This window comes from Sedimentibacter acidaminivorans (assembly GCF_017873955.1).
Lineage (GTDB): Bacteria > Bacillota > Clostridia > Tissierellales > Sedimentibacteraceae > Sedimentibacter > Sedimentibacter acidaminivorans.
On sequence record NZ_JAGGKS010000001.1, the window covers coordinates 84,962 to 105,062 of the forward strand.

Consider the following 20,101-nt stretch of genomic DNA (forward strand, 5'->3'; position numbering starts at 1 on the left):
AAATTCGTCCTCCCATTATTATGTAAAATTTTTATTTATTCTAGACGTATACATCATATGAATTAATTTTATTATTATTCACTTTTTATTTTATTTATTCAATAATATTTGATATTATACAACCAGTCACGAGTTATGTCAATAGGATTTTTTGCAAATTTCATATTTTTTTATATTCATGTTTTATCACCTTGCATTTCCATACTGTATATTAATTCATATGTTGAATTTATATTTTACTATTTTGTTACACTATACATGTGCAAAATTTGAATTAAAAAACCGACTATAATATATATTTACAATCATAGCCAGTCTATTATATTCATTAAATTTTCTTTTCTAATATTTGCATATAACTCTTCCTTTTACCTTGTGACAAGAGAAGACTATACATATTTGCAACTTAAGCTTTTTTAGTATATTAAAAACTTGCAACACAAGAATTATCTGAAAAATCAGCAATTAACTTAATAACAAAAAAACTATTATACGCTAATAGTTTTTTTGTTAAAAGAATTTACATTTTACCGTAAGAATAAATGTATGTAATCAATACTGATTCTAGACATTAATAATTCTATATATGTTTTTTACTAATTTCCTTGAACGTATGTTGTAATTTTTCAAAAGCTATGACTATGTCAGGATCAAAATGTGTTCCTGAATTTTCTAATATTATTTTAACAGCAGCTTCATGTTCAATTACCTCCTTGTAAACTCTTTCACTTGTAAGAGCATCGTATGCATCAGCTACTGCCATAATCCTCGCAGAAACAGGAATATTATTACCTGAGGTTCCATATGGATATCCACTCCCATCCCATCTTTCATGATGAAAACAAACCATCTCTTTTGCATAACTAAGAAATGGTTTAATTTCTTCAACACAATTCTCTGCCCATACAATAGTTTCCAATCCAAGGATTGTATGATTTTTTATAATATCAAACTCTTGTTTTGTTAATTTTTCTGTTTTCATAAGTATGTATTGAGGTATACCAATTTTTCCAATATCATGGATCAAAGCTGAAGCCACAATTAAATCAACCACTTCTTTAGTTAAAATTTTATTATATTCTTCACTTTCCGAAAGTAATTCAACCAATTCTTTTACATATAACATAGTTCTTTTCATATGATTTATTGTCTCTCTATTATTTATTTCAGCCAAAACATCCATAGCTATATAAAAAATCTCATGTATAACTGAAATTTCTTTAATATGTTTTGATAATTCCATAACATCAAAATCATTTTTTTCAAAAAAACCGTTAGCTTGTTTAAAAGATAAGCAATTTTTAATTTTAGATAAAAAAATAGAATAGTTAATTGATTTAATAATATGAGCGTGGGTTTTAATCTCATAACGTTTAAATCGACAGTATAGGCATCGTTGGTTAACTAACGATGTTCGAAAAAAACTAATTAATTCTTCTTTATTTTCTAACTTTAGACAAATTTTGCAATTTTCCCTCAATGCATTTTCATTTATTAATTTATCTATACTCAAAGCATCATCTGCTATTGAATAAATCGGCTTTACATCCCCCACATCATTCACATCCCTATCATTTTAGTAAATACAACATAATAGTAAATATGTTGCATTTATTTTTATGCAGAATCCCCTAAAATTAAGGTATTTTTGAAGCAGGAGTATGTTTTTCCATTAAAAAGCAGTATTAATTTTTTAACATTTTATATAATATGGATATAAAAAGATGCATTAAAGGAGATTATGTGATATGACAGTTGAACCAATTAGAGAAAAGGCTAAAATTAAACAGCTTTACAACTATTTAAATGGAGTTAATCCTAAGTATGCACTACTATTTAAAGTTGGAATTAATACAGGATTAAGAATTAGCGATATAATTTCGCTTAAAACAAGTGATATTTATAGTGAAAAGTGGCAATTCAAAGACCACCTAACAATCACTGAACAAAAAACATCTAAACAAAGGAAAATCAAATTAAATGAGACCCTCAGAAAATGTTTAAATACTTATGTAAAATCTTATAATTTGTCAATGGAAGATTATCTTTTTCACAGTCAAAAAGGTGGATATGTAGGAAGAATACAAGTTTATAAAGTATTAAAAGAAGGAGCCGGCGTTTTAGGTATTGAAAATTTTGGCACCCATAGTTTGCGAAAGACTTGGGGTTACTGGACTTATAAAATATCTAAATATAATATAGGGCTTATTATGGACACATTTAATCATAGTTCCCCAAGTGTTACATTACGGTATATTGGGATTAATCAAGATCAAAAAGATGAGTTATACTCGATAGTACAATTGTAGAATATTTGCTAATAAAAACAACTATTTGTAATAAAATGGTTTATTTTACAAAATTATTGACACAATAGTACATATAAAATATAATGATAAATAGTGAATATTTTGCATTATTAAAATGCAACATATTTACTATATTGTTGCATTTTATGGTATAATATTCTTTATACGCTAAAAATAGGACGTAGTAGGCAGTCTCTTTATGAACTTCTCTTAATTTTGCTCAGATAATCTTTCTAATAATTCAACTAAAACAACCCAAACATTTTTTATCGATTCAATACTTACATGCTCATTTATTGTGTGAACTTCATACACATTTGGTCCAATTGAAATTATATCAACATCATTTAATTTTTCATCTAAATATCCGCATTCTAGACCTGCATGAATTGCCGTAAATGTTGACTTCTTTTGAAAAACTTCCATATATATATCAGAAAACAAATTTCTTAATCTTGATTCAGTTTTATACTCCCATTCAGGATAATCACTAAAGAACTTGCATCCTACTGAGTAAGTTTCAGCAATTATTTTAATATTGTCTGCAACATTATATTTTTGACTTCCTACGGAACTTCTAATTGAACTCAAAATCGAAATATTATCTTCGTTTTCTTCCAAAGAACCTACATTTATTGATGTTTGCACCAATCCAGGTATAGACATACTTTTATTTATAACTCCATTTGGCATAAGCATCAAAATATTTATAATTTTATTTTTTGTATCCTTTGAGTAAACATTTATTTTTCCACTTTCTACATAAATTTGGTCAATTTTAATATTAACTTCATCTGAATTAAATAATTCTTTTTTAAAAACATTTTCAATTTCATTAATTCTATCTGTAATATTTTCAACCATACCATTTGAAATTGCAATTGTTACATAGGCATTATTAGGAATAGCATTTGCTTTACCGATACTGTTAATAGAACATAAATATAAATCATCATTATTTAAATTATATAAAAGTCTTGCCATTAATTTAATGGCATTGCCCCTTTCTAAATCTATTTCCATACCCGAATGTCCGCCCTTTAGACCTGATATGTTTATTGACATTAAGGTTTTGCTGTCTACATTTTCTTTAAAGGTAGGAATATTAACATAATTTCTTATACCGCCAGCACAGCTTGTAAAAACTACTCCTTCCTCTTCTGCATCAAGATTTATCAAATACTTACCCTTAATAGCTTCAGTATTAAGAATTTGAGCCCCTACAAGCCCTCCTTCCTCTTGAACAGTTATAATAACCTCCAAATCAGGATGCTTAATGTCAGATGAATCTAAAATCGCTAAGCAATAAGCTACAGCAATACCATTATCAGCTCCCAACGTTGTTTTATTTCCATAAAGATAACCATCTTTTTCAATGATTTCAATTCCGTTTTCATATAAATGGTTGCTATCAGCTGCCTTTACATAAACCATATCCATGTGCCCCTGTAAAATTACAGCAGGTCCATTGAAATTTTTAATATTTGATTTTTTCTTGATTATTATATTATATAATTCATCTTGACTAACCTCTAATTTTCTTTCATTAGCGAAATTTAATAAATAATCACTTATTTGCTTTTCTTTGCATGTTTCTCTTGGAATTTTTGAAATTTCTCTAAAAAAACTTATTACTTTCTCATTATTTGGTATATTCATTTTGTAGTCACTTTCCTTTCAAATTTGTAGTATTAAAGAGTAATATCTTACTATATTTTTATATGAAAATTCGTGTTAGATTTTTCATTGTTTTACTTGTTTTTCTTTTATGTCAGCACTATAACAATTTACTGCCAAAGCAGTAAATCTTCCCTATTATTTGCTAATTCTATTAAATCATCAGTAAATCCGTTTATGCTGAATATTATGTACCAATTTTTTCGATTATTCTTTTTCCATTCAACAGATTTTCCTTTTTCTTCAAGAGATTTAAGAACATCAACACCTACTTTATTTACCCAATATTTACATTCTCCAAATATTATATCATTGCCAGTACTATCAAATGCAACTATGTCTATTTCAGTATTGTTATTCCACCATCTCCCGACTCTATCAAAGTAGAAATTCCACTTCTTAGCTGAATTCAAATTCCACATTTCCTCGATACAAACATCCTCATATATGTAACTAACATGTCTATCAATTAGATTGTTTCGTATTTTATCCATTGCTAAGCCGTCATTGCCAGATTCAATAAAACTTAAATTAGGATATATAAATCTAAACCAAAACAGCATGAAATTATCATTAATTTTGTAAAGCCCTCGTTTGCTTTTTTCTGGATTTTCTTCAGTAATAGGCACTTCACGTTCTATTATATCAAGGTTTATTAATGTTTTCAGATATTTCGTTAACCCAGTTTGTTTAAGTTCAAGCGAAGCAGCAATTTTAGAAAGCTTTTCATTCCCTGCAGCTATTGTCTTTATAACTGAAAAGTAGCTTCCTATCTCTGAAACTTCCCTTTGAAGTAAGAAATTTGGTTCATCATATAAAAAACTAGATTTAGAAATCACATTTTTTTCAATTGCAGTATAAATATCCTTATAATCATAGAAAAGTTCTATATACTTTGGAACACCACCTGTAATTGCATAATATTCAATAAGCTCTTTACGACTCTTATCTGGAAAAAACTCGTGATAATGTGTAAATGGTATTTGCTTTAGCTTAATTTGACCCGTTCGCCTGCCATAAAGTGGACTTGTATAATTTAAAGTCTGCGATTCCATCATTGATATCAAAGAACCACATAGTATAACCATAATATTCTTGTCTTTAAGCATTGTATCCCATATTTTCTGAAAAATTGACGGGAATGCAGAATTTGATTTTCCAAGGTTCTGAAATTCATCTATAACAATAACCTTCTTGCAATTTGACTCATAATCTAAAATTGACTGAAATATTATATCCCAATTGTCTATATTTGCATTTTTAAGAAGATTATTATGTATGAAATCTGCTGTCATGTTTTTGAAAGCTAATCTATTTTGTGCCTCGGACTCCTCTGTAACAAGAAAATATAAAGCATTTTTTTCTTTTATAAATTCTGATGCTAGAGCAGTTTTTCCTACTCTTCTTCTACCATAGAGTATTACAAGGGAAGAACTATCTCTATTATATTCATCTTCCAAAAATTTGTATTCTTTGTTTCGATTAACAAACTTTATCATTTCTTATCACCTCATTATAATTATACTTTAAATTATAATAATTTCAAGTATAACTTTTCGACTAATTTTGAAAGGTGAACAACAAAAAAATAGGCATATTATAACTTTGCCTATTTTCTTGTTATTTATAATTAAATAATCCCTCTCACTTATTTAATCTAAATTAACTTATCTAAAGCTTGCTTTAAATCCGCTATTATATCATCTGGATCTTCTAACCCAATTGATAACCTTACTAATCCTTCTGATATTCCACACAAAGCCCTTTCTTCTGATGTATAAGGTGAATGAGTCATAGAAGCCGGATGCTGGATTAATGTTTCAGTATCTCCCAAGCTTACCGCTAGAATACATAGTTCCAAATTATTCATTAACATTTTACCTGCATCAAATCCACCTTTAAGTTCAAATGCTATCATAGCGCCTGGTAACTTCATTTGTTTTTTAGCTAATTCATATTGAGGGAAACTCTTTAATCCAGGATAATAAATTGCATCAACTGCTGGATGTTCTTCAAGAAACTCTGCAACTTTTTGTGCATTAGCGCAATGTCTATCCATCCTAATATTCAATGTTTTCATTCCCCTGTTAATTAAATAAGCATCAAACGGACTCAAACATGAACCTGTCATATCTTTAATTCCAAAAAGTCTAACTTGATTAATAAACTCTAATTTGCCTGCAGCAAATCCAGCAATTACATCGCCATGTCCATTTAAATATTTAGTTGCTGAATGAACAACCACATCAGCACCTAAGTCCAATGGTCTTTGAATATATGGGGTACAATATGTATTATCAACTACAACTATACAACCTTCATGTTCGTGAGCTATCTTAGATATTTCTCCAATATCAGTAATAAGCATATTGGGATTTGCAGGACTTTCTAGATAAACTAACTTTGTATTAGGTTTAATAGCTTTACGAACGTTTTCAGGATCAGATGTATCAACAAAAGTTACTTCAACACCAAACTTTGATATACCGTGATTTAAAAATGCAAATGTACAACCATACAATGTTTTGGCAGCTATAATATGATCCCCACCTTTAACTGCAGACCATATTACTGATGTAATGGCACCTATACCAGAAGCCATTGATACTGCAGCTTCAGCATTTTCTAAACTTGCTAGCTTATCCTCAACTTGTGTATTTGTTGGATTTCCTAACCTAGTATAAATGTATCCACTTTCCTCTAAAGCAAATCTTTTTCCGCCTTGCTCCGCTGAATCAAACATAAAAGTTGAAGTTTGATATATTGGAGTGGCTAATGCACCATGCTCATTTTTTTGATAACCAGCGTGTACCGCCCTTGTTGCAAAACTCATTTTATTCATTTTTTCATTGTTCATTAATTTATTCCCCCTCTATTTTTATTTAATTTAAATTTGAATTCAATTGAGATTTTTCTTATCTATATTATATTTTTTCATTCTATTAATTAGCAATGTATGTGTAACCTTTAAACTCTTAGCTGCCTCCCTAATGCTTTTATTCGACTTCAAACTCTCGACAATTTTTATTTTTTCTAAGCTTTCAATGCATTCTTTGAGAGAATTTCCAGTAATGTTAGTATCTGGAGTAATATTATAATTTAAGAATATGTCCTTCGTAGAAATCTCATTTGTTTTTGACAATGCAACTGCCCTTTCTAAAACATTCTGAAATTCTCTAACATTTCCAGGCCAATTGTAATTTATTAACTTTCTCATTGCATTTTGATCGATTCCAACTATATCTTTACCATACCTATCAGAATGTATTTTAGTGAAATATTCAAAAAGTATTGGTAAATCTTCTTTTCTTTCACGCAAAGGTGGTATATTAATATTAAAAATATTAATTCTAAATAGTAGATCTAATCTGAATTCCTTATTTTTAACCATTTCATCAATTTTCTTATTAGTAGCTGTTATTAATCTAGAATCAAACGGAACTTCCTTTGAACTACCTACTCGTCTAACCTTTTTTTCTTGCAATACTCTTAATAATTTAGCTTGTAAATGAGATGCCATTTCTCCTATTTCATCTAAGAAAACTGTTCCACCACTAGCTATTTCAAATATTCCTGCTTTTCCCTCCTTATTTCCACCTGTAAATGTACCTGGCTCATACCCAAATAACTCACTTTCTAAAAGTTGGTCTGGAATAGCCGCACAATTAATTGCAATAAACGGTTTAGAATTTCTTTTGCTTTCATTGTGTATGGCCCTTGCAAACAACTCCTTTCCCGTTCCACTCTCACCAGTAATAAGTACTGGTGAATCAGACTTAGAATATAGCTTGCCTTGATTTACCAAATCAAACATTATATTGCTTTCAGCAATGATATCATTAAAAGTGATTGGATTATCAAACCTATTAAAAATATTTGAATTATCAATATCATAAAATGAAATTAAATATCCACTTAAGAAATCTTCTTCATTCTTAATAGACTGTAAATCAACTTGATACAGCTTATTCCCACTTTTAATTCTATCCTTAACCATAGGCCCGCTGTTGCTTTTTAATGATGATACCAACTTATCATAATCTAAATACTTTCGTATATTTACACCCGTTATATCACTTTCCCCAGAAAGAAATATTTTTTCAGCTGCAAAATGATTGATATATTTAATATCACCTTTCCTGCTAAGAAGTGTTACGCCATAAGGTATTACATCTAAAACATTTTTAAGTTCGGTATCCTTTTCCTCAAATGGAAACAAATCAATTTCTTCTAAACTTACCCATGAATTTTGACTTTGTAGTTCATTTTTAATTTTTTCCCACACTTCATCATCTACAGGCATCAATTTAATATAAGCAACATAGGCATATACTTCCATCCAAACTAGTCCTACATCATATTTATGCAGCACTGATAATGCCTCATAAGTTAAATGGGCTCTATCCTCTAGAGCTGTTAATTTAATTTTTTTATTTTCCACAATCGCACACTCCCTCATATATTAAGCAATTACCATGCCATACTTAAAATTGCTACAACACAGTCAAATGCTATGTTAAAAATAACACACTATTTTAATTTGGAATAAATTCATTCCATTTTAGGATTATCTCCTGTTAGTAATGTTTATCATGGTTCGTCGTTAATCCATTTGGTTTGATTATAAACCATTTAAATTTGATTTACAAGCACAAATCAACTCTATTTATAGAAAATTTATAAATATTGCTTGACATATGAGTGTTTTTTTATATAATTAATAAATAAAGAATATTTAATGATTATAGGAAAAACATCTCTAATTAGAGTGGCACCGCATATAACTTCTTTGTCCATTACAGGGATTTAAGAAGTTTTTTTATTTAATTTTAGTTATTTCATAGGAGGAAACAATATGTCATTAGAAAAATTAATATTACCAGAAGCATATACAAGTAAGCTTTCTGTTTTAGAAACACAAATTGCAATTAAAAAAATAAAAGATTTTTTTGAAGCTGAAATAGCAAAAAATTTATCTTTAATAAGGGTATCTGCACCATTAATGGTTAGACCCGAATCAGGGCTAAATGATGATTTAAATGGTGTAGAAAGAGCAGTTGCTTTTGATATGTTAGAAACTCAATACGATGTAGAAATTGTACAGTCCTTAGCAAAGTGGAAAAGAATGGCCCTTAAAAAATATAGATTTGATACATATACAGGTCTTTACACTGATATGAATGCAATTAGAAGAGATGAAGATCTGGATAACATTCATTCAATTTATGTAGATCAATGGGACTGGGAAAAAATAATTAAAAAAGAAGATAGAAACAAAGATACTTTAAAATATATAGTAAACCAAATATACAGTGCATTTATTGCAACCGAAGAATACTTGGAAAGTTTGTATCCATTTATTAGAAATGATCTTCCAAAAGAAATATGTTTCATAACAACCGAAGAACTTCTTAATAAATATCCTGACAAAACTGCAAAAGAAAGAGAATATTTAATTACAAAAGAAAAAAAAGCAGTGTTTTTAATGGAAGTAGGGGGTAAATTATCTGACGGAACAATTCACGACGGACGTGCAGCAGATTATGATGACTGGAATTTAAATGGTGATATATTGTTTTATTTTGAAACATTGGATATAGCACTTGAACTTTCTTCAATGGGTATAAGAGTTGACAAAGATGCTTTGTTAAAACAACTTAATGAAAGAAATCAAATGCAAAAGGCTGATTTCCCTTTCCATAAAGATGTAATAAGTGAAAAACTTCCATTCACAATTGGAGGAGGTATCGGACAATCAAGAATTTGTATGTACTTTCTTCAAAAAGCACATATAGGAGAAGTTCAATCATCCGTATGGTCACAGGAAATGATTGATGTATGTCAAAAAAACGAAATACACTTACTCTAAGAATAATTATTAATAATGCAACTCAAATACAAGGTATAAAGATAATTCTAAAACAAATACACACATAAAATCAGAGGGACGCATATGCATCCCTCTGATTTTATGTGTGTAGCAAAATTAAAAAATATTCATAATTTATTTTATAATATTCCATCATCATGCAATACTTTCTCAAATGCAAGAACAATACTTTCATCATAATATTTCCCTATAAAATCTTTTAATTCCTCTATTGCAACCTCTGGAGTTAATCCTGTACGATAAGATCTGTCTGATGTCATAGCATCATAAGAATCTGCTACAGCTATGATTTTCGCTTCAATACAAATTTCATCACCTTTTAAACCTTTAGGATAACCAGAACCGTCTAATCTTTCATGATGTTGCAACACTATTTTTTCAACATCTTCAACAAATTTTCCACGTAAAAGATCAGCACTATATTCAGAATGTTTTTTTATATAACTAAACTCAACCTCATTAAGACTTGAAGGTTTATTTAAAATTTCATCTGGAATAAAGCACTTACCAATATCATGAAATAGAGAAGCTAAAGCTATAGTATAATTTATTTCATTAGTAAGTCCAAGTTTAGCTGCTATTTTAACTGAATAATCTTGAACTCGATTGCCATGATTATGAGTATAAGCATCTTTTTTTTCTGATTTTATCAAAAGGTTATTTAAATCATCTGTATATGTGTACAAGTAATTATAAACAGGTGCAGATGTAACATATAGCATTTTAGTATCCGTAGTAGTTCTAAACGGAACTGTTGCTTTAATATTATGCACATAAAAATATTCACCCTTACCTAGTTCAAAGCGATCATCACCAACATCTATAACAATAGAGCCTTCAATAATATAATAAAACTCCATTAAATCAGAGGAATCACCTGGAATTATACTATTGGGCCGACCAGCCGAGAATTCATACAGCATAATTTCCAAATTATCTAATTTAGCAAGCAAACTTAGAATTGAAGTTCCTCTAACCTGATCAATATATTTATTATCTTTACCAATAAACAAACCCTCCATAAAATTCCTCCTAAGTCAAATATAACAAAAAATAAAACTAAAATAAGAATCTACTATATGAAAGAGAAAGAATCTCTTTACATATAGTAGATTGTTGTTTAATAATATTTAATGTGCACAACAAGGATCTACAAGAATTGTTTTATTATATATCGTAACCTCTATATATTCTTTAACAATTTCTATATTATACTTGTTAGCCTTTTTAATTAATTCTTCTACTTTTTTATCTGTTTTCTTAATTAATCTTTCACATAATTTATCTATAGTCTTATCCAATTCTCTTTCAAGTTTTTGAATTTTTTCATTGATCTTATTTTTCTCAATCTGACGCACTCTATCATCTTGAATGTTATCTAGTTTGTCCAATTTACTCTGTTCATGTTGAATCTTTTTAGAGGTATTTAGCACTTCCATATTAGCTACCTCTTTAGTCTTTTCAATTTCCTTATAAATATAATCGTTAGTTTTATCAATTTCAGCCATAATCACTTCATTAGTGGTGGCTGTTCCAATTTCTCCAGCAAAGGCCACTGACCCAAACACTACAAGAATACTAACCATAATAAATACCATAAACATTAATCTTTTTAATCCTTTAAACATAATTAACCCCTCCTAATATTAATGGTTTTGCTTAATCGATAATACTAAAAAACTCCTTTTCGGTAGCTGGCTGCCATATTAAAGGCCCTATAGCTTTGCGTCACTGCCTTTCACCAGTTTTGCTATTATCGGTTGAAGTAAAATCTCATACTCTGATATTAACATAAATAAGTAAATTTTGTCAACAGTTTTTGCAAACTTTTTCTTTGTTCATTTTTCAATATTTGATTTATTTCCTCAGTGTAGCAATTAACCTATTCGGTTTTAACAATAGATTTATACCATCTTCTATAGACTTAACTAATATATCTGAAACGCTTAACAAGTTAGAACACATGCCCTCTTCTTCTAATACTGCAACAGAAATTTTAGATACTTCAAACATTTTTCTGTCATTATAACCATTTCCAAAACAAATTGTATTGTTACCTCCTAAATTTGAAACAATTTTAGCTTTATAATCACCAGCATCATCCCTAGGAAATGTCATCAATCTTACATTCAGATCTTCACATTCTTTTGCAGCAGATCCATATGTATCAGCTGTTAGAACATACACATTTACCATTTCACATAAAAGAGCAATTTTCTCCCTTATTGTTGATGATATTATACCATTTACAGCAATTGTTCCATTATAATCAAAAACTACATTTTCTATTGAGTATAAACACCTTCCCGGTACTTCAATATTTATCACAACGTCACCTTCCTTTAATTTTCCATATACATTATACATTCCTGAGTACGTAAGTCAACAGCGTTATTAAAAATATTATATGGCGTATTCTTTTCTACAACTTGACCTTCATCCATAAATATAACACAATCTGATTATGAATAACCTTATATGTAATAATTATAAGTTTCATGTCATGACAATATAACATATTTTTATAATCAACCTAACTTGTATAAAAAACATTAAATTGACTGATTTAGCTAGTCCGTGATACATTTTATTTGAAAAAAATAAAAAGAGGAGTTAGCATATGAATAATAAAAATTCAAGTTTTATAATGGTTTTTTCAGCATTATCAATAGCAATTAATATCGTTTTAGGAACTGTAGTAGGATTACTAAACATTCCATTATTATTTTTAGATACTGTAGGAACAATTTTTTCAGCTGTGTTATTTGGTCCTTGGTATGGAGCAATGGTAGGGGGATTAACTAATGTAATTCAAGGAATGCTTACAAATCCTAAAGATATACCTTTTGCATTAGTAAATATTGCAGTTGGTATTATAGTTGGATTAATAGCAAGAAAGTGGAAATTTAATTTAAAAGCAGCTATCATTACAGGACTTATTTTAGCAGTTGTAGCCCCACTTATTGGTACTCCAATAGCAACATACGTGTATGGAGGAATCACAGGAGATATTAATGATGTTTTCTTTACATGGTTAGTTCAATCTGGACAATCAATATTTACCGCAGCATTTATACCTAGAATTACAAGCAATATTGTTGATAAAATCGCAAGTTGTATTTTAGTATCTTTACTATTTAACAAAATACCAAAAAAATACACACAAAAGGCATTATAAATGGAAAGAAGTAAACGTGTTGTATTCATATCTCATTGTATTTTAAATCAGAATGCAGTTGTTCACCCTTTAGCCAGAGCTAAAGGTGCCTATAAAGATATAATAAAAGAACTTATGGACAATGAAATAGGCATTCACCAATTACCATGTCCTGAATATAGACATTTAGGACTAAAAAGAGAACCTATGACTAAAGAGGATTATGATACATATGATTTTAGAATAATCAACAAAAATATTGCAATGGATGCCGTAGGCATAATAATAGAATATTTAAAAAACGGCTATGAAGTATTAGGAATCATAGGTATTAATGAAAGTCCAACCTGCAGTATCAAAGGACAAATGGGGATTCTTATGGAGGAATTATTAAGCTTACTAGAAAGCAATCACATTAATATTAACTTAATTGATGTACCAACTGATTATTTTGATGGAGTTAATGGAAAAAGCTTTATTGAAAAACTTCATAAGATTATTACTAATTAAGTTTTAAATATTCTTTTACCTATAACCCATACCTGAAATACACTTGATCCTACAACTACACCAAATGATATAAAAAATTATGTACTAAAGAAGAAAAATAATTTGTTTTCCTTTTTCTTACTTTAGTACATTTATAGTAGCTTAATTATCTACTATTTAATATATTTATAATACGATTCACTTGTATAAATGGCAGCTAGTGGGTTGTGACCAAGCACACGATCTTTTACTGCTAGTACCGTGCACATTGCATCACTATATTTTATAAATAGCGAATCATGACCAACACACAATCCAAGAATTATGTTAAATTCAGTTTTAGCTTCATTCATAATTACTGCCTGCCCAATAGGATTGCACATGCTTTCATGGCCCTCACCATTGATTTTATCCTTAGCTTCAAGACCTAATTTAGATTTATCAATTCCTCCAACCTTACAAATTGCAGAAACAACTTCCAATCCGTGAGATTCAAAAATATTGTTCACTACTTTAGCTTCACGATGAAGACCACTACAAAAAGCTAAACCAATACGCTTATATCCCATTCTACCGCAAAATTCAATTATCTCTAAAATCCGAGGTTTTATTGCCATCTTATTACCTGAATCATTTGGTGCATCAACATAACATGCTGCTTCTTGTCGTGATGCTTCTGCTGCAAAGTGTTTTATATCTTCTTTTTCGTAAAACTGATCTGCTTTTTTCAATGCATCATCATAAATAATTGTGCTACAAAAAGTAGGAGCCTTTCCATCTGATGAACGACATATTTTATTATCTAATCCACATTGACTACATTTTCCATTCATAAACCAATATCTCCTTATATTATTTATCTAACTTCAATTCCTAAGCAAATTGTTTTAATTTTCCAAAATAGCAATAGCTCGAATAGGCGAACCATCTGATGAGAGGTATTTTAATGGCAATGCACAAAAAGTAAAAATTTCATTCCCCACTTGGCCTAAATTAGCCAAATTTTCAATAACTACAATTTCATTTTCAGCAAACAACTTGTGATGTATAGACAAATTTCCGTCAGAAATAGGGTCTATACCAATAACATCCAAACCAACACCTTTTTTATTGCTCTCAATTATATATTTAGTCACTTCTTCGTCAATATAAGGGTAATCACCAAAATAAGCATCTGTGCCCCAGTGTTTGTCCCATCCCATATAAAAAATAATAAATTCAGCAACATCAGCCTTATCTCGTACATGATTTATGTAATCCATAGTAATAAGCTGTCCTTCATTCAAGTCGGTACAATCAATTACTAAACCTTTTCCTACGAATTGAGTTATAGGAAATTCATCTAATGTTGTTCTTCCAGCATAAATGTGAGCCGGAGGATCCATATGCGTACCCGTATGAGAAAACATAGTCAATAAAGTTTCCTTAAAGCCATCTTTTTCATATGTGTTTGCTGTTTGAAGCTTTGGAGGTTCTGTACCCGGATAAACAGGCATATCTTCAGAAATAGTATGCGTTAAATCAATAATCTTCATTTTTTTCTCCTCACAATTTTATTAGATAACAGTTCTTCCTTCATTATTAAATATTAAAATAATATCACATTTATACAGTATATCAATTAAATACTATATTATCAACAGAAAAATATTTCCCTTAATATATCACATGAAGAACAACCCTGCATATGAAAAAAAGGGAATTCTTTTCTAATCCTTCTATAGAAATAGAATACCTTTTTGTTGATGAGTCACATAAAAGCTCATCTAAAGATAGTACAAGTCCAGAAATACACCTAGATAAAAAGCACCTCAGCCATAGGTATATCATATAGCCGAGGTGTTTAATTTACTTACTTTTTTAATTTATTGTTTGTATATTATTTTTCAATAACATATATCTCTATAGTGTATGTTCCTGCAGTTAATCCAGTAAGCGCAATAGTAAATGTTTGTGCCTCTGTTACTGGATTTATATTATTATCAACTAATGTAATTTCTGTACCATCTAATTCCACAACTAATTCTGCACTAGTAAACAAACTATACTGTACAGTAGCATTTACAACTAGAGAAACATCTGCACCTTCCTCCACGCTGATAGTAGCAGTTCCATCAACAAATGCAACTCCATCTATAGTTCCTTCTAGCTCGATATAATCTACTGGATTAATTGTATTGTTAGAAACTAAATAGTATTGTACTTGATTTGGTTTTACAGTATCACTTAATGTAAACTGATCAGAATTTGCTACTAAATATGTAGTCGCAGTCACACCATCTTCCCAAATTGTAGGCAATCCATATTCTTCAGTGGTATTAACAAATGTAGCACCTGTCACTGTCAATACAGGGTTTTCTAAACCAGAAGCGCTACCTTTACTTGCTTCTATACCACCAAACTCATTACCTGATACATCAATTGTACCTGTTAAGGTTACTTCTGAGGCATTTACAAGTAGTCCTGCATCTCCGCCTGTAAGCTTAATACCATCTATGGTAGCATCTGTATTGTAAACTTGCATTACATAATCTCCATTCCAACCATCTGCATTGCCTGTAAATGTAATCGTATGGTTTCCACCGTTAATAGTAACCGGACGACTTACTACTACTTGGTTTGCTACTGAGAAGTCATCTATAACATTAATTGTAGTTATTTCTTCATTTGATAATGCTTCTTTTAATTCATCTTCAGTATCTACATCCGCTTCTGTTGCTGTTTCTGTATAATAATAGATTTGCATTCTTCCATCGTGTGCCATTACAATAGTATTATTGTTAACAGTAATTGATTCTCCATATAAGTAGAAACTTATACCTGAATCATATTGATCACTATAAAAATCAACTGCCGTATCAATATTATCAAGAGTATTGTTAGTCACTGTTATATTATCACAATTGAAGTCTGGCTTTCCATAGAAATTAATACCGTTACGTATAGTAGTATCTATTGTATTTCCATCAACCAATATATTGCTGCCGCTGTTAAAGTACATACCATATGATAAATTACTCAAATCATTATTTGTTACTTTTATATACTGAATTTCAGAGCTGTAAGGAGTTACAATTCCATTATGTTTATTTGTTTCGTCTTCTAAACCAATAATATCATTGCCATCAATTACTATCTCACTACCGACACTACCTTTAGCTGTAAGATAAATTGCCGATGTTTCATCATCACTAGGGTCAGGCACAGGTGTATTTATTGTAAATCCCTGAATTAAGGTGCCAGTTAAGTCTAATCCATACTCGCTTACATCTCCGACAATAAGTGTATGTTTCTGACCTGCTGCCGGACTTAAAACGGTATTATCTGTTCCGGATCCAATTAATTGTATTGGCTTATCTATTTGAACAGTTTCTGTAAATGTTCCTTCTCCAACTTCAATTACGTCATTATTAGCCGCCGCATCAATTGCTGCCTGAATTGTACCATACCATAAATCTTGCGTTTCATTATGTACTTTTTCTGTTACGGCGCCTACGTTAACTGTCGCTGTTAATGTATTAGATATTACCCTGCCTGTTGCTCCAAATACTGTTGATGACATAACCATTAAAAACACCAATGTCAATGCCAATACTTTTGATAATCTTGTTCTTTTCATTCTTTGTTTCCTCCTATTAATTTTTTTGGCTTTTCCTAAAAAAACTAATTGGTAGCCAGGCTGCCATCCCCCCAGAGGCCAGGCCCTATGGCTTTGCGTCCCTATCTTTTGAAAGGTTTGCCTTTTTCAATTTAAATAAATTAATTATAATACATTAAGTTAAAACCCTCTAAGCTTCACCCCCTAAATACTATCAAAGAAATAAATTAACTATTCTTTGATACAATAAACAGTGAGTTTATATTCACCAACCTTATTAAATGATATTTCTGCTGTAATGTTTGTATTTATGTCTTTTTCAACAGTTAATCCTTTAATTAGTTGATATATATCATTATTCATTTCAATTTGTGTTGAGTCATATAAGACTGAGATATCTTCTGTATCAACCGGTATCCAGTTTGAATCAATCTTCTTTTCCCAAAGCATGTTTACAGCTACATTTTCTACTGAGTCAGCACCCTCATATAATTTAATATTGATTACTATGTTTTGCTTTTCTCCTATTGTTTTGTTACCAATTGGGTCGGTCCAGCTTATTGCAACAGGGGCTACTATTACCTGGAAGCTAATAGTTTTATTTTCGTACCCTGTCTTGCTTGCCGTAACGGCGACTGTTACTTTACCTTGTTTATTTCCAGTTATAACCCCATTTAAAGGGTCATTAATTATTTCATTTGTATTTTCAGTTGTATATTTAAGTGTTACATCTGAAGTTTCAAGAGTCAGATTATCTGCCAGACTATACTCTTCGTCTATTCCTATCATAACTACAGAATTCTTAGTATTAATAACTATGCTGCTAGGAGTCGGATCAACTGGACCAGGAGAACCGCCCCCTCCGCCTCCACCGCCTGTTGGATTTGGCGTTATTGTACCTTCCGGTACCACTATATCTTCAATTTCAAATTGATTCAATCTATCTAATAATACTATAGCCTCTGCTCTAGTTATTGGTTTTTGCGGCATGAATGTGTTATCTTGACTATAACCCAGCATAATTTGAGCTACTGCTACTGCGTTAACATATTCTTTCGCCCAATCTGATATTAATTCACTGTCAGAGAACCTTTGTACATTTTCCGGATTTAGTTCTAGTCCCAGGATTTTTGATACTATAACTGCAGCTTGTTCTCTTGTGAGGTTAGAATTAGGATTAAACAGTAATTCTGAAGCACCGTGTATATATCCTGCTTTATATGCTTTTTGCACTTCTTCATAGTACCAATCGTTAGGACTTACATCTGTAAAGCTTATAGCAGCTTTTTCTGAAAAACCCAGAAAATTATTTGCCATTTTTACAAATTCTGCTCTTGTTACCGGCTCATCTGGCTTAAATGAACCATCTAGATAACCCGTGATATAGCTGTTGTCGAGCCATGATTGTATTGTGCTTTCTGCCCAGTGTCCTATGTAATCCTTGTTTAAACCATAAACATTTAAAGGCATCATAGCTGTTATAATCATTATAAGCAACAGTAGTATTGATATCGTTTTCTTTTTTAACATTTTTACCCCCTATGATAATTCGTTAGCTTCAAGCATGCATCCTATAACTTTAATGGATTTATATCACATAAAAATTATAGCATACTTTTTTGGATATCTAATAGCAATCTTTCGACAATTTTTTCATTCTCTATTAATCATGCAGTTTTTAGTGAAAATATTCATTAATAAGTTAAGTAAAAAATGTATTTCTAAGTTTGTCAAACAAAAAGAACCGTCCCCTTTGTTCCTGTGTTTGGGCGCCCTATGTTTGGCATTCAACTAAGTCCTCGTAAATATGAATAGCGTCTTTTATCGTTTTAGCACTATATAGCGCTGAATCTGCATTTTTTAATATTTGTGTTGCTGTCATTCCATGCGAATATCGTGCTATTCCAAAACTAACTGTTAATTGTTCATTTAAATTATTATCTGCAACCATTTCTTTAAAATCATTTTGTATACTCTCACATGTTTCAATAACAATATTCAACGTCTGATTCTTAAATATAATACAAAATTCATCACCACCAAAACGAAATGGCATTGCATTAGCACAATTAATTTTAAGAATTTCACCAAATTCTGATAAAATTAAATCACCCTTTGCATGTCCCCATGTATCATTAAGCAGCTTGAAATTATCAATATCAATCATAACAAAAATATACACACTTCCCGAAATATCTTCTTCCATACTCTGAAAAGCTTTTCGCAAAGCAGTTCTGTTATTAATAGATGTCAGCTCATCATTATGCAATCTCTGCTGCAATTTAAAACGTTCTAACTCTCTTTGTAAACTAACAGCATTCTTACCCCTCTCAAAATAAATAACAACTATACAAACCGCGTAAAAAGCTAATAAAAAGCATATAGAAATAATAAAATTAATTAATCTCATATGACTATCTATAATATTAAACTTAATAGGGTTCCAAATAATAAAACATTCAGAAAAAGTTTTAGCAAGTATGCTACATAATGCAGTTATAGTTGTCAAAATATAATCCCCATATACTACAGTAAACAAAATAGGTATAGTAAAAATCATATAAACAGAAATAAAAATACTATGTACTGAAAAAACGATAAAACAAATCGCAGAAAGCAGTAATGAGACAATATATATTTTAACATTATGTTTCAAGCGCGAAGAATTTATCGCCAAATAACCTATAATAATTAAAGACACATTTGTTACAACTGGTACTAGGACATATTTCATAATATAGAAAGAAATTGATGTATTAATTTCACCTAAATTGTACAATACACCACTTATTATACATTCAATTAAAAATGTAAAGATAACTAGTCCAACAGATGCTTTAAAATGAAGTATCAGCCATTCGCCATCTATCCGTTCATACTCACTTTGAATTTCAATAATATTTATTTCTTCATCCAATTTTTTCACCTCAAGAGTTTTTCCGACATGTTGTCATATTAACTTACCAAACATTGTATATTAT

General features: G+C 30.1%; 17 protein-coding genes and 2 riboswitches. Of the genes, 4 read left to right on the forward strand and 13 right to left on the reverse strand.

The window, feature by feature from the left end:
• Positions 1–580: 580 nt before the first annotated feature.
• Positions 581–1,555 carry an HD-GYP domain-containing protein gene (locus tag J2Z76_RS16925; protein ID WP_209510015.1) on the reverse strand — a complete coding sequence of 325 codons (975 nt, stop codon included), beginning with the start codon at positions 1,553–1,555 and terminating at the stop codon, positions 581–583.
• Between the two features lie 193 nt (positions 1,556–1,748).
• On the opposite strand from J2Z76_RS16925, the gene J2Z76_RS00440 reads away from it, so the two are divergent.
• Positions 1,749–2,309, forward strand: a complete 561-nt coding sequence (locus J2Z76_RS00440) for a tyrosine-type recombinase/integrase (RefSeq protein ID WP_209510016.1) — start codon at positions 1,749–1,751, stop codon at positions 2,307–2,309.
• A 210-nt stretch (positions 2,310–2,519) separates the two neighbouring features.
• Here J2Z76_RS00440 and pepD read toward each other — a convergent pair whose 3' ends face one another.
• The 4 genes from pepD to J2Z76_RS16515 form a co-directional block, all read right to left on the reverse strand.
• Positions 2,520–3,968, reverse strand: a complete 1,449-nt coding sequence (pepD, locus tag J2Z76_RS00445) for a beta-Ala-His dipeptidase (RefSeq protein ID WP_209510017.1) — start codon at positions 3,966–3,968, stop codon at positions 2,520–2,522.
• Positions 3,969–4,096: 128 nt separating this feature from the next.
• Positions 4,097–5,485, reverse strand: a complete 1,389-nt coding sequence (locus J2Z76_RS00450; RefSeq protein ID WP_209510018.1) for an ATP-binding protein — start codon at positions 5,483–5,485, stop codon at positions 4,097–4,099.
• A 158-nt stretch (positions 5,486–5,643) separates the two neighbouring features.
• A complete protein-coding gene (gene megL / locus J2Z76_RS00455; protein WP_209510019.1) occupies positions 5,644–6,843 on the reverse strand; it encodes a methionine gamma-lyase in 1,200 nt (399 codons plus the stop codon).
• Between the two features lie 42 nt (positions 6,844–6,885).
• Positions 6,886–8,427, reverse strand: coding sequence for a sigma-54 interaction domain-containing protein (locus J2Z76_RS16515; protein ID WP_209510020.1), 1,542 nt, complete (start codon positions 8,425–8,427; stop codon positions 6,886–6,888).
• A 414-nt stretch (positions 8,428–8,841) separates the two neighbouring features.
• Between J2Z76_RS16515 and asnA the strand changes: the two genes are divergently transcribed.
• Positions 8,842–9,855, forward strand: coding sequence for an aspartate--ammonia ligase (gene asnA, locus J2Z76_RS00465; RefSeq protein ID WP_209510021.1), 1,014 nt, complete (start codon positions 8,842–8,844; stop codon positions 9,853–9,855).
• A gap of 140 nt (positions 9,856–9,995) precedes the next feature.
• Here the strand turns inward: asnA and J2Z76_RS00470 are convergent, their stop codons facing one another.
• From J2Z76_RS00470 to J2Z76_RS00480, 3 genes are all read right to left on the reverse strand, one after another.
• Positions 9,996–10,898: an HD domain-containing phosphohydrolase gene (locus J2Z76_RS00470; protein WP_209510022.1), complete on the reverse strand. Its 903-nt coding sequence runs from the start codon at positions 10,896–10,898 to the stop codon at positions 9,996–9,998.
• 108 nt (positions 10,899–11,006) lie between these two features.
• Positions 11,007–11,504, reverse strand: a complete 498-nt coding sequence (locus tag J2Z76_RS00475; RefSeq protein ID WP_209510023.1) for a hypothetical protein — start codon at positions 11,502–11,504, stop codon at positions 11,007–11,009.
• A 58-nt stretch (positions 11,505–11,562) separates the two neighbouring features.
• A riboswitch (cyclic di-GMP riboswitch) is annotated at positions 11,563–11,638 on the reverse strand.
• 95 nt (positions 11,639–11,733) lie between these two features.
• Entirely contained in the window at positions 11,734–12,243 is a 510-nt protein-coding gene (locus tag J2Z76_RS00480) for an HAD family hydrolase (RefSeq protein WP_245210252.1), read from the reverse strand.
• A gap of 253 nt (positions 12,244–12,496) precedes the next feature.
• On the opposite strand from J2Z76_RS00480, the gene J2Z76_RS00485 reads away from it, so the two are divergent.
• Together J2Z76_RS00485 and J2Z76_RS00490 are read left to right on the forward strand one after the other, a co-directional pair.
• Complete coding sequence (locus J2Z76_RS00485) at positions 12,497–13,054, forward strand: CD3073 family putative ECF transporter S component (RefSeq protein WP_209510024.1); 558 nt, start codon at positions 12,497–12,499, stop codon at positions 13,052–13,054.
• Positions 13,055–13,543 (forward strand): CD3072 family TudS-related putative desulfidase, encoded by a 489-nt coding sequence (locus J2Z76_RS00490; protein ID WP_209510025.1) that lies wholly within the window; start codon positions 13,055–13,057, stop codon positions 13,541–13,543. It begins immediately after the preceding gene.
• A gap of 152 nt (positions 13,544–13,695) precedes the next feature.
• Here J2Z76_RS00490 and J2Z76_RS00495 read toward each other — a convergent pair whose 3' ends face one another.
• From J2Z76_RS00495 to J2Z76_RS00515, 5 genes are all read right to left on the reverse strand, one after another.
• Positions 13,696–14,355: a DUF1847 domain-containing protein gene (locus J2Z76_RS00495; protein ID WP_209510026.1), complete on the reverse strand. Its 660-nt coding sequence runs from the start codon at positions 14,353–14,355 to the stop codon at positions 13,696–13,698.
• A gap of 54 nt (positions 14,356–14,409) precedes the next feature.
• Complete coding sequence (locus tag J2Z76_RS00500) at positions 14,410–15,057, reverse strand: cyclase family protein (protein ID WP_209510027.1); 648 nt, start codon at positions 15,055–15,057, stop codon at positions 14,410–14,412.
• Positions 15,058–15,401: 344 nt separating this feature from the next.
• On the reverse strand, positions 15,402–17,141 hold the full coding sequence (locus J2Z76_RS00505) for a pectate lyase-like adhesive domain-containing protein (RefSeq protein ID WP_209510028.1): 1,740 nt from the start codon (positions 17,139–17,141) through the stop codon (positions 15,402–15,404).
• Positions 17,142–17,188: 47 nt separating this feature from the next.
• Positions 17,189–17,273, reverse strand: a riboswitch (cyclic di-GMP riboswitch).
• Between the two features lie 78 nt (positions 17,274–17,351).
• Complete coding sequence (locus J2Z76_RS00510) at positions 17,352–18,650, reverse strand: S-layer homology domain-containing protein (RefSeq protein ID WP_209510029.1); 1,299 nt, start codon at positions 18,648–18,650, stop codon at positions 17,352–17,354.
• Positions 18,651–18,894: 244 nt separating this feature from the next.
• A complete protein-coding gene (locus J2Z76_RS00515) occupies positions 18,895–20,037 on the reverse strand; it encodes a GGDEF domain-containing protein (protein ID WP_209510030.1) in 1,143 nt (380 codons plus the stop codon).
• Positions 20,038–20,101 lie beyond the last annotated feature (64 nt).